The sequence below is a fragment of the Sphaerisporangium perillae genome, assembly GCF_023276435.1.
Lineage (GTDB): Bacteria > Actinomycetota > Actinomycetes > Streptosporangiales > Streptosporangiaceae > Sphaerisporangium > Sphaerisporangium perillae.
In genome coordinates this window covers 161,974-177,822 of sequence record NZ_JALLPO010000004.1, presented here as the reverse complement: position 1 = coordinate 177,822, position 15,849 = coordinate 161,974, and the positions used below count along the sequence as shown (strand labels likewise).

The 15,849-nt window shown below is 72.3% G+C and carries 9 protein-coding genes; 6 read left to right on the top strand and 3 right to left on the bottom strand.

Annotation, left to right across the window (positions count from 1 at the left end; genetic code table 11):
* Positions 1-122: 122 nt before the first annotated feature.
* Both MYF83_RS05660 and lon read right to left on the bottom strand, forming a co-directional pair.
* On the bottom strand, positions 123-1,259 hold the full coding sequence (locus MYF83_RS05660; protein WP_248959095.1) for a Fic family protein: 1,137 nt from the start codon (positions 1,257-1,259) through the stop codon (positions 123-125).
* 137 nt (positions 1,260-1,396) lie between these two features.
* Positions 1,397-3,772: an endopeptidase La gene (gene lon / locus MYF83_RS05655; RefSeq protein ID WP_248959094.1), complete on the bottom strand. Its 2,376-nt coding sequence runs from the start codon at positions 3,770-3,772 to the stop codon at positions 1,397-1,399.
* 703 nt (positions 3,773-4,475) lie between these two features.
* Here lon and MYF83_RS05650 point away from each other — a divergent pair.
* The 6 genes from MYF83_RS05650 (at position 4,476) to MYF83_RS05625 (ending at position 12,586) form a co-directional block, all read left to right on the top strand.
* Positions 4,476-5,837 carry a sensor histidine kinase gene (locus tag MYF83_RS05650; RefSeq protein ID WP_248959093.1) on the top strand — a complete coding sequence of 454 codons (1,362 nt, stop codon included), beginning with the start codon at positions 4,476-4,478 and terminating at the stop codon, positions 5,835-5,837.
* Positions 5,834-6,487, top strand: a complete 654-nt coding sequence (locus tag MYF83_RS05645) for a response regulator (protein ID WP_248959092.1) — start codon at positions 5,834-5,836, stop codon at positions 6,485-6,487. The genes MYF83_RS05650 and MYF83_RS05645 overlap by 4 nt, the downstream gene beginning before the upstream one ends.
* Positions 6,488-6,659: 172 nt before the next feature.
* Positions 6,660-7,433: an alpha/beta hydrolase gene (locus tag MYF83_RS05640; protein WP_248959091.1), complete on the top strand. Its 774-nt coding sequence runs from the start codon at positions 6,660-6,662 to the stop codon at positions 7,431-7,433.
* Positions 7,430-8,728, top strand: a complete 1,299-nt coding sequence (locus MYF83_RS05635) for an acyltransferase family protein (protein WP_248959090.1) — start codon at positions 7,430-7,432, stop codon at positions 8,726-8,728. Before MYF83_RS05640 ends, MYF83_RS05635 begins: the two co-directional genes overlap by 4 nt.
* Before the next feature lie 155 nt (positions 8,729-8,883).
* Entirely contained in the window at positions 8,884-10,962 is a 2,079-nt protein-coding gene (locus tag MYF83_RS05630) for a CehA/McbA family metallohydrolase (RefSeq protein ID WP_248959089.1), read from the top strand.
* 139 nt (positions 10,963-11,101) lie between these two features.
* Positions 11,102-12,586 (top strand): MFS transporter, encoded by a 1,485-nt coding sequence (locus MYF83_RS05625; RefSeq protein WP_248959088.1) that lies wholly within the window; start codon positions 11,102-11,104, stop codon positions 12,584-12,586.
* A 79-nt stretch (positions 12,587-12,665) separates the two neighbouring features.
* On the opposite strand, the gene MYF83_RS05620 is transcribed toward MYF83_RS05625, so the two are convergent.
* A complete protein-coding gene (locus tag MYF83_RS05620) occupies positions 12,666-15,845 on the bottom strand; it encodes a caspase, EACC1-associated type (RefSeq protein WP_248959087.1) in 3,180 nt (1,059 codons plus the stop codon).
* Positions 15,846-15,849 lie beyond the last annotated feature (4 nt).

The following is a 15,849-nucleotide window of genomic DNA, read 5'->3' as shown; positions in this document are numbered from 1 at the left end:
ACTTACCGGGCGTCCCGGCACTCTCGATCGAGCCCCGCGGCCTCAGGATCCGCCGTGCCCGCTCACCGCGCGCGGAAGCTCTCACCTGATCGCTCCCGGCCGTTTCCGGGCCGCGGCCTCGCTCATACGCCGGTCCGGTAGGGATCGCGAAGCGGCTCCACACGCGCGGCGAACTCGGCCTTCACCCGCTCCATCTTCGGCCCCGGAGCGTAGAAGCGGCCCTTGGTCTCGCCGTAAGGGGTGAGCCAGTCACGGGCGGCCAGTTCCCGCAGGTCGCGCGCCGCCTGCCCCTGGCTCAGCGACTCCTTCGCCTGGTAGGTGCCGCGCCGGAGCCGCCTGCTCACGAAGACCTGGTAGAGGGCCGGCACGCACCGGGTGTGCAGGCCCTCCTTGTCGACCTGCTCCTCCAGCAGCAGCCACACCTCCCCCGCCTCGGCGAGGCGACGCCGCACCCGCTGGGCCTGCATGTGATGCGCCCGCAGGCAGAAGCGGACCCAGGAGAGCGTGTGATCATGCGGATTCCAGGCTCCCTGCTGGACCTCACGCAGAGCCCGGTAATAGTCGACGGTGTTCTCGCCCAGGCCCAGCCATTCCTCGATTGAGCAGAACTCGGGGGTGAGGATCCGCTCCCTGCCGAGAACCAGCGTCTGCAGAGCCCTGGACATGCGTCCGTTGCCGTCGCGCCAGGGGTGGATCGCGACAAGATTGAAATGTGCCATCGCGGCCCGGACGTACCTCGGCACGTCGAGGTCTCCTCCATTGAGCCACTCGATCAGCTCGTCGAGCAGACCCGGGACCTCTTCCGCGTCCGGGCCCTCGTAGACGACCTCACCGGTCGCGGAGTTGCGGACGTAGATGCCGCCCGGCCGCACGGTGCCCGGGCTCTTGTCGTGGTGATGGCCGATCATCATGAAGTTCAGCGCGTTCAGCGATCCCGCGTCGAAGCGGAACGCGCGCGCCGTGGACAGATGCCGGACATAGGTGAGCGCCCGCCGGCATCCGGCGATCTCGCGCGCCACCGCCGAGGAGGTCTCCAGCGGCTCCTCGCCCAGCATGATGGACTCGATGTCCTCCACGCTGGCGCGGTATCCCTCGATGGAGTTGGACCCCTGGATCGCCCGCGCCTGGAGCTGCCGCCTGAGCTGGCCGTCCCAGCGATGCGGCTCGGCAAGGCGGTATTTGAGGTCGCGCCGCATGTCCTCGATCTCATCGAGGACCGCCTTGTCGGCCGGTTCCAGCTCCGGCGTTCCGTACAGCATGGCCTCATAACAGCATGGACGAATCATCCGATCAAGCAACCGGATGATTCGTCCATATTTGTGCGCCTACCGGTCCGGCCGGAGCCGGCCCGGCACCGATGCCCAGGTCAGGCGGCCCGGGCCGATGCGCCGTCCCGTCAGGCGGCGGCGGTCTCCACCACCGTGGCCGGGGTCAGCGCGATCTCCAGCACCTCGCGCACGTCGCTCACCGCGTGCACGGTCAGCTCGGCGCGCACCTCCGCGGGCACGTCGTCGAGGTCGGGCTCGTTGCGCGCCGGGATGAGCACCGTGGTGATGCCGGCCCGGTGGGCGGCGAGCAGCTTCTGCTTGACCCCGCCGATCGGCAGCACCCGTCCGGTGAGCGAGACCTCGCCGGTCATCGCCACGTCCGACCGCACCGGGCGGCCCGAGAGCAGCGAGGCCAGGGCTGTGGTCATCGTGACACCCGCCGAGGGGCCGTCCTTCGGGATCGCGCCCGCCGGGACGTGGATGTGCACGGACCTGTCCTTGAGCGACCCGACCGGCAGCTCCAGCTCCGCCCCGCGCGAGCGCAGGTAGGACAGCGCGATCTGCGCCGACTCCTTCATCACGTCGCCGAGCTGCCCGGTGAGCGTGACCGCCGTGGAGCCGGTCTCCGGGTCGGCCAGCGACGCCTCGACGTACAGGACGTCACCGCCCGCGCCGGTCACCGCCAGCCCCGTCGCGACCCCCGGCACGACCGTACGCTGCGCCGACTCCGGCAGCGAGGACTCCGGGACGTGCCGCGGCCTGCCGAGGTAATCGACCAGGTCACCGGCTCCGACGTGCACCGGCAGCGCCGACTCCTCCATGGCGGCCTTCGCCGTCACCTTGCGGAGCACCCGCGCGATCGACCTCTCCAGCGAACGGACGCCCGCCTCCCGGGTGTACTCCCCGGCGAGCCTGCGCAGCGCCTCGTCGTCCACCGTGACCTCGGCGGAGGTCAGGCCCGCCTTGTCGAGCTGGCGCGGCAGCAGGTGGTCGCGGGCGATCGCGACCTTCTCGTCCTCGGTGTACCCGTCGAGCGTCACGATCTCCATGCGGTCGAGCAGCGGGCTGGGAACGGCCTCCAGGACGTTCGCGGTCGCCAGGAAGAGCACGTCCGACAGGTCGAGCTCCACCTCCAGGTAGTGGTCGCGGAAGGTGTGGTTCTGCGCCGGGTCCAGGACCTCCAGCAGCGCCGCCGTCGGGTCGCCGCGGTAGTCGGCGCCCACCTTGTCGACCTCGTCGAGCAGGACGACCGGGTTCATGCTCCCGGCCTCGCGGATGGCGCGCACGATGCGGCCCGGCAGCGCGCCGACGTAGGTGCGCCGGTGGCCGCGGATCTCGGCCTCGTCCCGGACGCCGCCGAGGGCGACCCGGACGAACTTGCGGCCCATGGCGCGCGCCACCGACTCGCCGAGGGAGGTCTTGCCCACTCCGGGAGGGCCGGCCAGCGCCAGGACGGCGCCGCTGCGGCGCCCGCCCACCACGCCGAGCCCCTGGTCGGCGCGCCGCTTGCGCACCGCGAGGTACTCGACGATGCGCTCCTTGACGTCGTCGAGGCCGGTGTGGTCGGCGTCCAGCACGGCCCGCGCGGCGGCGATGTCGTAGGAGTCCTCGGTGCGCTCGTTCCACGGGATGTCGAGGACCGTGTCCAGCCAGGTGCGGATCCAGCCGCTCTCCGGGGACTGGTCGGAGGTGCGCTCGAGCTTGTCGACCTCCTTGAGCGCGGCCTCGCGGACCTTCTCCGGCAGGTCGGCCGCCTCCACGCGGGCGCGGTAGTCCTCCTCCTCGGAGGAGGCCTCGCCGTTCAGCTCGGCCAGCTCCTTGCGGACGGCGGCGAGCTGCTGGCGCAGCAGGAACTCGCGCTGCTGCTTCTCCATGCCCTCCTGGACGTCCTTGCGGATCGTCTCGGCGACGTCCAGCTCGGCCAGGTGCTCACGGGCCCACTCGACCAGCAGGGCGAGCCGCTCCGCGGGGTCGGGGTTCTCCAGCAGCTCGACCTTCTGGGGCGTGGTGAGCCACGGCGCGTAGCCGGAGCTGTCGGCGAGCACCGACGCGTCCTCGATCTGGTTGATCGCGTCGACGATCTGCCACGCGCCGCGCTTCTGCATGATGGTGGTGGCCAGGGCCTTGTACTCCTTGGCCGACTCCTCGGCGCGTCCGTCGGCGGGGACGGTCTCCATGAGGGTCGACTCCACCCACAGGGCGGCGCCGGGTCCCGTGGTGCCCGAGCCCATCCGCACCCGCTCGACGCCGCGGACGACGGCGGCGGGCTCGCCGCCGGGAAGCCTTCCGACCTGCTCCACGACCGCGGAGACGCCCACCGCGCCGTACTTGCCGTCGATGCGTGGAACTAGCAGCACCTGCGGCTTGCTCTGCTTCGATGTGGCCCTCGCGGCGTCGATGGCGGCCCGCACCTCGGCGTCCGACAGGTCGAGGGGAACGACCATGCCGGGCAGGACGACCTCGTCGTCCAGCGGGAGCACCGGAAGGATCAAGCTCTGACTCATGCGAACTCCAAAGGTTGAGTTACACCGACTCAATTAATGAGAGCCCGAGATTGTTCCCAACCCTGCGCATGTTCGCTTGCAGCGATCGTAATTCTGTAATCCTCACCCCCCAGCACCCCTCCGCCCCCCTCCATCCCGGCCGCTTCCCCTCCCCGTCCCGGCACCTCTCCGCTCCCACAGGCAGCTCACTCTCCGCCCGAGACCCCCCGAGAACCCCTCTCCGTCCGGGAACCCCCACCCGCCCGGGAACCCTCTCCGCCGCCGGGCAACTTCCCTCCCCGCACGAGTGCCCCCTTCCCGCGGTGTGGTGCTCGGGTACTTGGCGCCGGGGCGGCGGGAAGGGGTGCGGCGGACCCGGCGCCATCGTGCGGCGGGACCCGGCGAGCGTTCGTGATCGGTGCACTGGCTCTCTGGGGTGACGGCGGAAGATCCTCCCTAGGTACGACGTCACGCTCGCAGAGCGCTCGTAACCTTGGCCAGTTGACCTCCTCCCCCTCGTGAACGAGGGGGATCCCGACCCTCGCGGGTCAGGTTTCCTGCTTCACCGCCGGTCGCCCGCCAGAGAGGACTCTCTCTTTGAGGTCCACCGATTCGACTCCACACCATCCGACACCGTTCCACACCGTGCGACGACACCGTTCCACCCCCGTGCCGCGTTACCTCCCCGCCTGAAGGCGGAGGTCTCCACGCTTAAGGAGATTCGATGAGCTCCCGTGCCTGGGCCAGTCTGGTGCGGCCGGTGCGGCCGCTGGTCTCGGCGCTGGTGACCGGCACCGCCGAGCCGGCGACCCCCCGGTCACCGCGGCTGCGGCTCCGTCTGCCCCTCGCTCTGCGCCCGCTTCCCTTCGCCACCGTCGATCTCGTCGTCGTGGGCGACTTCGTACTCGCCTACATCCTCTACGCCAGCGGCATATCCGTGATGCAGGGAGCGGCGACCCTGCCCGAGCCCGGCAGCCACGGACCGATCATGTATCTCCTGGCCGCCGGTTTCTCCGTGCCGCTCGCGCTGCGCGACCGCTGGCCGGTCGCGGCGTGGCGGATCACCGCCGCGACGGTGATCCTCGGCGCCGCCAACCTCGACGTGCTCGGCGTGGAAGCATCCGTTCCGGCGGGCGAGGTACTCCCCTACAACGCCGGCGAGACGATCTGCTACCTGCTCTGTGCCTACTCCGTGGCCGTCCGCGCCGGTGGGGAGGTCACGCTCGGCGTGTGGATCGTGTCCGTCGTGGGCTCGTGGATCATCCACCCCAACTCGATGTTCCTGGCCTCCACCATGGTGACCGTCGCCCTGCTCTTCGGCTACAACGTGCGGGCGCGCAGGCGGGCGACCAACCGGCTGGCCGAAGAGCGGCAGCGGGGCGAGGAGCAGCGGGCCGCCAGGTCAGTACTGGAGGAGCGCGCCCGCATCGCCCGCGAGTTGCACGACATCGTGGCCCACCACATGTCGGTGATCGCGATCCAGGCGGAGGCCGTGCCGCTGCGGGCCACCGGCGACCCCGTGCGGCTGGAGGCCGGGCTCGCCGAGATCCGCGTCCTGTCGCTCGCGGCCCTGGCGGAGATGCGCCAGGTGCTCGGGGCACTGCGCGGCGAGGACGGCCGCCGCGAGACCGCGCCGCAGCCGGGGCTCGGCCGGCTCGACGACCTGACCGGGAACGCCCGTTCCGGCGGGCTCGCGGTCACGGTGGACGTCACCGGCTCGCTGGAGCTCCCCCCGGCGGTGGGCCTGTCCGCGTACCGGATCCTGCAGGAGTCGCTGAGCAACGCCATGCGGCACGCGCCGGGGTCGTCCGTGCGCATCGAGATCGTCCGCACGACCACAGAGCTGCGGCTTCAGGTGACCAGCGGTCCCGGGCGCAGGCCGGCCTCCCCCGGCACAGGCCCTGACCTCACCGGACGGCCCCCGCGCGACCGCCAGGAGCGTACCCCGCCTCCTTCCGGCGGCGGTCAGGGGATCATCGGCATGCGGGAGCGGGCCATCCTGCTGGGCGGCACCCTGGAGGCCGCGCCGACCCCCGGCGGCGGCTTCGCCGTCACCGCGACCCTGCCCATCGTGGAGGACGAGTGATCCGGGTCCTGATCGCCGACGACCAAGGCATGGTCCGCACCGGCTTCACCACCTTCCTCGGCACGCAACCCGACATCGAGGTCGTCGGCGAGGCCGTCAACGGCCTGGAGGCGGTCGCCAGGGCCGCCGAGCTCGAGCCGGACGTGGTGCTGATGGATGTCCGGATGCCGGTGATGGACGGGCTGGAGGCGACCCGCCGGATCCTCGCCTGCACGCTCACGAAGATCCTCATCCTGACCACCTTCGACCTCGACGACTACGTCTACGAGGCGCTGCGAGCGGGGGCGAGCGGCTTCCTGCTCAAGGACGCCTCCGCCCAGCAGCTCGTCGAGGCCGTCAGGATCGTCGCGTCCGGGGAGGCCCTGCTGGCCCCCTCGGTCACCAAGCGGCTCATCGCCGAGTTCGCCCGCCTCGGCGGTCCGCGCGCCCCCACCGTCAAGCGGCTGGACGACCTGACCGAACGCGAGACCGAGGTGCTGGCCTTGATAGCCCAGGGCCTGTCCAACGGCGAGATCGCGGGCCGGCTCGTGGTCTCCGAGCAGACCGTCAAGACCCACGTCGGCCGGATCCTCATGAAGCTCGGCCTGCGCGACCGCGCCCAGGCCATTGTCTTCGCCTACGAGACCGGCCTGGTCCGCCCCAACGAATAGAACATCCACGACCGACACACCGGGAGTTGGGAAAAGCGAGCGCCGGGTCGGCGAGGTCGCGCTGGAGGGTGACGCGGAGGACCACTCCGTGAGGGGACGCGGGTTAGGGATCTTGGTTCGTAGCTTTCGTCTGGTTCGCAGCATTTAGCGCGATCAGACAGGAGGCTTCCTCGTGGCCCGGAGCGTCTTCACCGCCGTGTCCTTCACCGCCTTGTCCCTCACCGGCGCCCTCGGCGCGCTCACCCTGCTGGCCCCCGCCACCGGCGATCACATGGTGCGGGTCTTCGGCGACCTCGCCACCGCCGACCGCGTGACGGTCATCGTCCCCGGCTCCGACGTCACACGTGCCACCTTCGACGGCGGCCGGCGCAAGCCGTACAGCACGCCGGGCGGAGCGGCTCGGGCCCTGATCGCCGAGGCACGGGCCGTCGACTCCCGGGCGCGACCCGCGGTGATCGCGTGGCTGGGGTACGACAGCCCGCGGACGATCAGCCTCGCGGTGGCCACCGACCTCGCCGCCGCGCGAGGCGCCGACGCGCTGCGCCGCACCGTCGGGGAGATCAAGCGCGTCACGCGCGCTCCGGTGACCCTTCTTTGCCACAGCTACGGTTCCGTCGTCTGCGCCAAGGCCTTGCCCGGTCTGCCCGTCGACGACGTGGCCGTGTTCGGCAGCCCGGGGCTCGGGGTGGGCAGCGCGGGCGACCTCGGCTCGGCGGCGCGGCTGTGGGCGGGGCGGGGCGCGAACGACTGGGTGCGTTTCGTCCCGCCGCTGAGGTTCGGGCCCCTCGGGTTCGGCGCCGATCCGGTACGGCCGTCGTTCGGCGCGCGGATCTTCGCCGCCGGCGCGGCCGGGCACAGCGACTACTTCCAGCCGGGAAGCGTCTCCCTGCGCAACCTGACGCTGATCGCCCTCGGCCGCCTCTCCGAAGTGGGCATCCTCCGATGAGCACGATCGGGCGGAGGCGGGCAGGACTCGCGGGGACGAGGGTCGCGCGGAGCTGGGCGCGGTTCGCGGAGCGGACCGAGGCGGCCACACCGGAGGGGCGGGATCGAGGGGCCGACGCGCTGCGGGCCATCGCCATCGTCGGGGTCATCGCCGGGCACTGGCTGGTCACGGCCTGGGTGGTGGACGGCCTGGGGCACGTTCGCGTCACCAGTCCGCTCGCCTCCATGCCGGGCTTCACGCCGCTGTCGTGGGTGCTGCAGACCCTGGCCGTCTTCTTCTTCGTGGGCGGGTACGCGGCCGGTGGAAGCCTGGCCCGCTCCCGGGACGCCCGGTCCTGGCTGCGGGCGCGGATCCGCCGCCTGCTGGGCCCGGTCGGGCCGCTCCTGCTGGTGTGGGCCGCCCTGCTCGCCGTGCTGGCCGGCATCGGGATGCCGCCGGGGTCGCTGCGCTCGCTCGCCGTGCCCGCTCTCGGCCCGCTGTGGTTCCTCGCGGTGTTCGGCCTGCTCACCGCCGCCACGCCGCTGCTGGTCAGGGTGCGGCCCTACCTGCTGGTCTGCGCGATGGTGGCGGTGGTGCTGGTCGTCGACGCGGTGCGCTTCGGGTCCGGCGGCCCGGGCTGGCTCGGCTGGACGAACGTGGCCGCGGGCTGGCTGGTCCCCTACGCCCTCGGGCTCGCCCGGGCGCGCACCGGCCTGTCCCCGTCCTCGCCGCGTGCCGCCTCGGGACCCTCCGCGGAGGCGTCCGGCATCCCGCACCCGGGGCGTGCGCGCAGGTGGATCGAGGGCAGGTGGGGGGCGGTGGCCATGCTGACCGGCGGGGTGGCCGGGACCGTCGTCCTGGTCACCGCGTTCGGCTACCCCGCCAGCATGATCGGCGTCACCGGGGCGCGGGTGTCCAACCTGAGCCCGCCCACGCTGGCCGCCGTCTGCTTCGGGGTCGCCCAGGTCGGACTGGCCCTGCTGCTCCACCGGCCGCTGGCCGCCCTGATGCGCCGCCCGCGGCTGTGGGCCGGGGTGGTGCTGGCGAACCTCTCCGCGATGACCGTCTTCCTGTGGCACCAGACGGCGCTGGCGGTGGTCGTGCTGGCCGCGCTTCCCTTCGGCACCGCCGTCCCGGGACTGCTCGCCCCGCCCGACTCGGCCGCCTGGGTGGTGCAGCGGCTGTCCTGGCTGCCGCTCCCGGCCGCCCTGGTCGCCGCAGCCTGTGCGATCTTCTTCCGCCGGAGTGGCCCGTACGGAAGGCAGCCGGCAGCCGGGTTGGAGACGTCTCTCCGGGCACGTGACACGGCTCGGTGACCACGGCGAACCGGCTGATGGTCCCATATCGAGTTATTCGCCCGCACATATACATCACTCCAAGGTGGAGCAAATCCATCCTCCGGCGTGACCGCCCGCCTTCGGATCGCCTTCCCGATGTGATCATTGCGGCACGTCGAGTCAGAGGAGTTCACTTGAAGGACGATCCGATGCTCCCGAATGTGGTGGCCGAAGCGCTCGCGACGTACCGGGCGGCGCTTGCCGAGCACGGCATGAGCTGGGGCGAGCCGCTGATCCCCTACGTCAGGCTGATGAGCGTGTCGCGGTTCGCCGACGAGGAGCGGTTCTTCCGCGCCGCCTTCGCCCGGGTGCGGGCCGAACTGCCGGAGGGCACCGAAGCCGAACACGAGGCCCGGGTGTTCGAGCTGGACTTCGACGAGGTGCTCCGGGACATGCTCACGCTCGACGAGGAGCCGCCGGACGCGCTCGCCGTGCTGCGGCTCACGGAGGAAGGGCACCGCCTGCACGGCCGCGCGCGCACCGTGCTGGGCTCGCGGCCGGTGCCGCTGACCCTGCTGATCGACAACGCTCGCGCGTCGGCGGTGGAGGTCGTCGCCGGTGACAAGGCGTACCGCCTCGCCGCGGGCGGCGCCCGCCTGGTCGACCTGGACACCGATACCGAGGTGGCCGCCTTCCCCCGAGGCCCTCTGGACGCCACGGCCGAGGCGAGCGCCAGGGCCGAGGCGACCGGCGAGGTTGAGCGGGTGGACCTGTCCGGGCTCACTCGCCCGGCCACCCCGGCGCGGCTCAGGTTACGCGCGGGGTTCCCCTGCCGGTGGAGCGTGTGGAGTGCGGGGCACCAGGGCTGGTATCCCGATGCCGCGCCCGCGAGGCGCGACCATCACGGCATCCCGTACTTCCACGGTGACGACATCGAGCTGGAGGTCCCCTCCGAGCCGCTGACCGTCCGGGTGACGCGGGGGATGGAGTACGGCTTCGCCGAGACGAAGGTCACCCCGTCGGGAGAGACGCTGCTCGAGCTGGTACCCGAGCGGCTGTACGACGCGGCCGCCACAGGATGGTATGGGGCGGACCTGCACGTGCACCTCAACTTCGTCGGGGACCTCGTCGCCACCCCGGCCATGGCGGCGGCCATGCAGCACGGCGAGGACCTGCACGTCCTCAATCTGCTCGCCGCGAACGTGTCCGGCCCGCGGGTGTTCGACCAGGAGGCGCTGGAGCACTGGGCGGGCCGGGATCTGCCGTGGTCGGACGCGACCCACCTGGCCCGCATGGGCGTCGAGTACCGCAACGACCTGCTCGGGCACCTCCACGCCTTCGGCATGACCGCTCCGCCCGGCCACTACCACAGCGGGTTCGACGGCGACCCCGACTGGCCGCCCCACGCCATGGTGTGCAAGGAGTTGCGCGACCTCGGCGCGATCGTCGGCTACGCCCACCCTTTCATGTCGCTGATCGAAACGCCGGAGGACATCATCGGCACCGGGCGGCCACAGTGCTCGGCGCGGATGGCGGTGGTGGACGCCGCGCTCGGCCTGGTCGACAGCATGGAGATCCTGCACTTCGCGTCCGCCGCCGGATCGTCGGCGGTGTACCGCCGGCTGCTCGGCGCGGGCAACCGGCTCGCCGCCGTCGCGGGCAGCGACTCGATGGTGTCGTTCACCCGCCAGCGGATGGAGATGGTGGCGAGCCCGCTCGGCTGGGAGCGGACGTACGCCAAGGTCAGCGGACCGCTGACCGCCGAATCCTACGCCAAGGCCGTGCGCCGGGGCCGGACGTTCGCGACCACGGGCCCGTTCGTCGAGCTCAGCGTGGACGGACACGAGCCGGGGGACCGCCTGGACCGTGTGCCAGGCGACCGGGTCGCGGTCACGGCCAGGGTCATCGGTCCGGAGGTGGAGCGGCTGGAGATCCGCACCGCGGACGGTGTGCTCGCCGACGGGCCGCCCGCGCAGGTCACCGCCGAGCTTGTCGTCGGGGAGCCGACCTACATCCTCGCGATCGCGGAGGGCGGCCCCCATCCGCGATCCCTGTACACCTCGGTGTTCGCGCACACCAGCCCGGTGTACGTGGACGTCGGCGGTCGCAGGGTCGCCCGGCCCGAGGACGTCCGGTGGTGCCTTTCGTGGCTGGAACGGCTGGAGGACCTGATCCGCGGCCGGGCACGGTTCGACAGCAAGCGACAGCTCGAGGACCACCTCGCGCTGATCGACGAGGCCAGGCGCGTTTATCTCCGCCGGTTGCCCCGCTGACGCCCGGCCGGAGCGCCCGCAACGGTACAGCCGGGGCCGGGCCCGCCCGGCCGGTCCACGGCAAGCCAGGCATGCCCGACAAATAGTGACGGATCAGCAAAGGACATAGGACTCCGCCAGGTCCAGCATGATGGTTCGCATGGAGAACGACGGCATACGTCTCAGGTCCCCCCGCGGCCGATGGGTGCTGTTCGCCACCGTCCTCGGCTCCGGCATGGCCTTCCTGGACGGCACCGTCGTCAACGTGGCGCTGCCGAGGCTCGGCGAGGAACTCGGCGCCTCGATGTCCGGGCTCCAGTGGACGGTGAACGCCTACACCCTCACCCTCGCCGGGTTGATCCTGCTCGGCGGCTCCCTCGGCGACCGGTACGGCCGTCGTAAGATCTTCGTCATCGGCGTCGCGTGGTTCGCCCTCGCCTCGGCCCTGTGCGGGCTGGCGCCCAACATCCAGACGCTGGTCCTCGCCCGCGCGCTGCAGGGGATCGGCGGAGCGCTCCTCACCCCCGGCTCGCTCGCGATCATCCAGTCGTCCTTCGTCCGTGACGACCGTCCGCGTGCCGTCGGCGCCTGGTCGGGCCTCGGCGGCGTCGCCGGCGCCATCGGCCCGCTGCTCGGCGGCTGGCTCGTGGAGACGGCGGGCTGGCGCTGGGTGTTCCTGATCAACCTGCCGCTCGCGGCGCTCACGATCGTGGTCGCCGCGCGGCACGTGCCCGAGACCCGGGACGAGGGCACCTCCGGCCGCTTCGACGTGCTGGGCGCCGCGCTCGCCGCCGCCTCCCTGGCCGGGATCACCTACGGGCTGATCGAGCGCGGGACCGCGGTGCCGGTCGTCGCGGCGGTCGTGGGCGTCGCACTGGGAGTGGCCTTCGTGGTGCTGGAGGCCCGCCGCTCCCGGGGCGGCGCCGTGTCCCCACTGGTGCCGGTCCGCGTCTTCGCCTCCCGCGAGTTCACCGCCGTGAACGTGGTGACGCTGATCATGTACGCGGCGATGGGCGTGGTGTTCTTCCTGCTCGTCGTGGAACTGCAGGTCGCCGCCGGGTTCTCGCCGCTGGCCGCCGGGTCGGCGATGCTCCCCGTCATGCTGCTGATGCTGCTGCTGTCCCCCCGCGCGGGAGAGCTCGCCAAGCGGATCGGGCCGCGCCTGCCGATGACCGTCGGCATCCTGCTGTGCGCGGGAGGGCTGCTGCTGATGAGCCGCGTCGGGCCGGGCGCGTCCTACCTTCTGGACGTGCTGCCCGCGGTCGCGGTCTTCGGCCTCGGGCTATCCTCCGCGGTCGCCCCGCTGACCGCGACGGTGCTGGCCACGGCCGAGGAGCGGTACGCGGGAGTCGCCAGCGGCGTCAACAACGCCGTCGCCCGGACGGGCAGCCTGCTCGCCGTCGCCGCCGTTCCCCCGCTGGTCGGGCTCACCGGCGCCGCCTACACCTCGGCGACCGCCTTCACCTCGGGCTTCCGGACCGCCATCCTGCTCAGCGCGGCCATGATGGTCTGCGCGGCGCTGCTGACCTTCCTCACGATCAGGACGAACGTCCTGCGCGAACCCGAACGCAAGATGGCCTGCAATCTGGACGCCCCACCCCTGGAGCCCTGCGAGCCCAGCGAGGAGGCCCGTAAGCACGCCTAGCGTGGTCTCCGCGAGACTTCCCCTGCGTCCGCGTACGTGCGGCGCCCGGCGACCTCGCGGACGTACCCGGACGGGCGGCCTAGGGGAAGATCGTGAGGAGTTCGCTCGTCCAGGAGGGGGAGTCGATGATCGAGATGCCGTCGGCGGTCGCCGCGTAGAGGTAGCGGCCGTCCGGGCTCGCCGCCATCCCGGTGGCGAACGCGCCCACCTTGATCGCCCGGGGCACGACACGGACGGCCATCACGTCTATGACGGTAACGCCGTCGGACCAGCCGTTGGTGACGTACACCTGGCCACCGCCACCGCCGACGACTACCCCCGACCAGCCGTCGAAGAGGCCCATCATGTTGGCTTCGATGCTGAGGTCCAGCCGCTTCCCGACGATGCCGCCGGTCGCAGTGTTGATCACCTCGAAGCCTTCGTCGCTGAGGTTCCAGATCCCGCCCGTGCTGACGTAGAGACGGGCACCGTCCTGGCTGATGGCCAGTCCGCCGGGATGGTCGCCGACGGAAATGGGCGCTCCCGTGGTCGTGCCGGTCGCCGTGTCGATCACCGACACCTGGTCCGAGTCGCTGTCGGCCACGTAGACGCGCCGCCCGTCCAGGCTGACGACGATCCCGGAAGGCCCGGCACCGACGGGGATGGGCCGGCCCACGGTCGCGTTCGTGGTCGTGTCGATCACCGACACGCTGCCGGAGTCACGGTTCGACACGTAGGCGCGCCGGCCGTCCGGGGAGATGGCGATGCCCGCGGGCCCCTTGCCCACGCTGATCGGCTGCCCGACGATCGCGTTCGTCCCGGTGTCCACCACCCGGACCGTGTCGGTGTCGGCGCGGGTGATGTACGCGCGGCGGCCGTCGGGGGTGAGCGCCATCTGGTAGAAGGGCTGGTAGCCGTTCCCGAGCACGACCGGCCGCCCGATGACCCGCTTGGTGGCGGCGTCGATGGTCCACATCCGCGCCCCGCCGGAGTAGCGGAGGTCTCCGACGGCGTAGACGCGGGTGCCGTCCGGGCTGACGGCGACGGAGGTCATCATGACGGAAAGCTCGTCGTAGCGGACGACGACGGCCGACCCGGTCCCCACGGTGAGACCTGCGAGGACCAGCAGGGTGAGCAGGCCCGTGCGCGCGCTGAAACGCGACGTCCGCGCCCGCTCCGGCGACGGCGTCTCCGGTGCCGTGGTCGCCGCGGACGGTTCCGCTGCCGTGGCCAGTGCGGACGGTTCCGGCGCCGTCGTTTCCGGTGCGGTGGTCAGTGCGGACGGTTCCGGTGCCGTGCCGGGCGCAGAGGGATCCGGTGCCGCACCGGGTGTTTCCGGTGCCGTGGTGGTGCTGTCCGGTGTGGGTGGTTCCGCGGCCGGATCCGGCGCGCGCCGCCAGAGCCCGGCCGCCAGGAGAAGCGGCACGAGCGTGCAGCCGAAGGCGACGACCTCGGCGGATCCGAGCGACTCATGGCCCAGGACGAGCGCGAGCCCGCCGGCGAAGATCGCCGTGCCGCCCGCGATCCAGCCGGCGAGCAGCGAGAGCCCGAGCCGGCGCGAGGTGGCCGCCACCGCGCCGGCCGGCAGGACGAGCGCGAGCACCGCCGCCACGAAGAACGGCGCGACCCAGACCCGCAGATCCCTGTCGACCCGTTTCGTGGCGGCGACCTCCGCGAGCTCGCCGAGCAGGGCCAGCGTGCCCAGGATCGCGGAGACCACCACCGACCACCGGACCCGGCCCCGGGGCAGGACGAGCGCGAAACGCGCGGCCGGGTCCCGCCAGAGCGCGAGCCCGGCGCAGACGGCCGCCAGGACCATGATCGCGTGCCCTGCGGGCTCGGCCGGGAGCCTGCCGGCGAAGTCCGGACCCAACCCGAAGTCGCCGGCGAAGAAGGCCAGGCCGCAGGCCGAGGCGGCGCCGGCGCCGATCAGGACGCCGGGCCCGATGAGCGATCTCGTCCGAGGCAGGACCGCCAGGACGGCCCCGATCAGGGCCAGTGCGGCCATGCAGGCCGTGTACCAGGCGAAGACGGCCCCGGCACCCGGCTCCAGCTTGAAGAAGGAAGCACTGTGGCGCAGCTCCGACTCCACGGCGGACGCCCGGGAAGCGTGCCACACCACCTCCCCCACGGTCAGCAGCACCCCGGCCGAGGCCGCGAGGGCTCCGGCCACCGTGGAGATGTGCCGCCACGGCGCAAGGAGGACGCGCGCGGCCTTCCCCGGCCATCCGGCCGGGCCCGGCGCGGACCGCGACCTCTCGCCGCCGGCGCTCGAGGGCGACGCGGGCGCGGAATCGCCCGCCCGCCGGTCGGGGGCGCCCGGCGCGGACGCACCCCCGGCCAGAGACGCCAGCCGCGCGGACGCCGCCGTCGAGACGAGCCTGCTGTCGTCGTGGGCCAGGCGCTCGAGCTCGGCCTGGACGGTGGCGCGGACGGTGTCGTTGCCGATGCGGTGGAGGTGGGCGAGCCCGTCAAGCGCGTCGAGCCGGTCCGTCGCGATGGGGCTGCCGAGCGCGTTGCGCAGATGCGCCGGCAGGGTCCAGTGGACGTTCCGGGCGATGACGATGCGGCCCTCGACGTCGTCCTGCTTCTTGGGGCGCTGCTGCGGCATCTCGTCGACCACGCGCTCGTGCACGTAGCTGTACAGCTCGTCGACGGTGATGTCCCCGTCCCCGTCCAGATCGGCGCGGCCGTCCCTCAGGCCCTCCACCAGGTGGCGGGTGAACACCGACTGCGCGGCCTCGCCCCGCAGCCGGTCGCCCTCGAAGGAGTACTGGGTGGCGTCGGATGCGGTGAGGACGGCACGCCCGCGGCCCCGGAAGCGCTCCAGGGAGTGCACGTCAGGGTCGGCCTTCGCCAGCCGTCCCGGCGGGAACGCGCCGCTGTAGCAGCAGTCGAGGATGAGGATCTTCTGCCGCGAGGCGCATCCCTCCATCGCCTGGTCGATCTGCTCGGCGGACAGGGCCGTGAACAGCAGCCCGTCCCGGCGCGTGTTGGCCATCGCCAGGAACAGCCGGCCCGCGTCGTCCTTCAGCCCGTGCCCGGTGAAGTACAGCAATGTCAGGTCGTCCCGCCGCCGATCCCGGTAGAGCTCGCCGATGGCCTCGCCCACCCGGTGGTGCGGCTCGTTGATCAGGGTGGTGACCTCGAAACCGGCGATCTGCGGGTCCCGCAGGACGGCGGCGAAGGCCTCCGCGTCGTGGGCGGGCGACGTGAGCCGCCGCAGCCCGGGGTCCTCGTACGCATAGCTGGCGATCACCAGCGCCAGTCGTCGGCCCATGGGA

Bases quoted from the DNA above. Each gene is read 5' to 3' on its own strand.
- lon (WP_248959094.1), bottom strand. From the start codon at position 3,772: ATGAGTCAGAGCTTGATCCTTCCGGTGCTCCCGCTGGACGACGAGGTC.
- MYF83_RS05620 (WP_248959087.1), bottom strand. From the start codon at position 15,845: ATGGGCCGACGACTGGCGCTGGTGATCGCCAGCTATGCGTACGAGGAC.
- MYF83_RS05660 (WP_248959095.1), bottom strand. From the start codon at position 1,259: ATGCTGTACGGAACGCCGGAGCTGGAACCGGCCGACAAGGCGGTCCTC.
- MYF83_RS05625 (WP_248959088.1), top strand. From the start codon at position 11,102: ATGGAGAACGACGGCATACGTCTCAGGTCCCCCCGCGGCCGATGGGTG.
- MYF83_RS05650 (WP_248959093.1), top strand. From the start codon at position 4,476: ATGAGCTCCCGTGCCTGGGCCAGTCTGGTGCGGCCGGTGCGGCCGCTG.
- MYF83_RS05635 (WP_248959090.1), top strand. From the start codon at position 7,430: ATGAGCACGATCGGGCGGAGGCGGGCAGGACTCGCGGGGACGAGGGTC.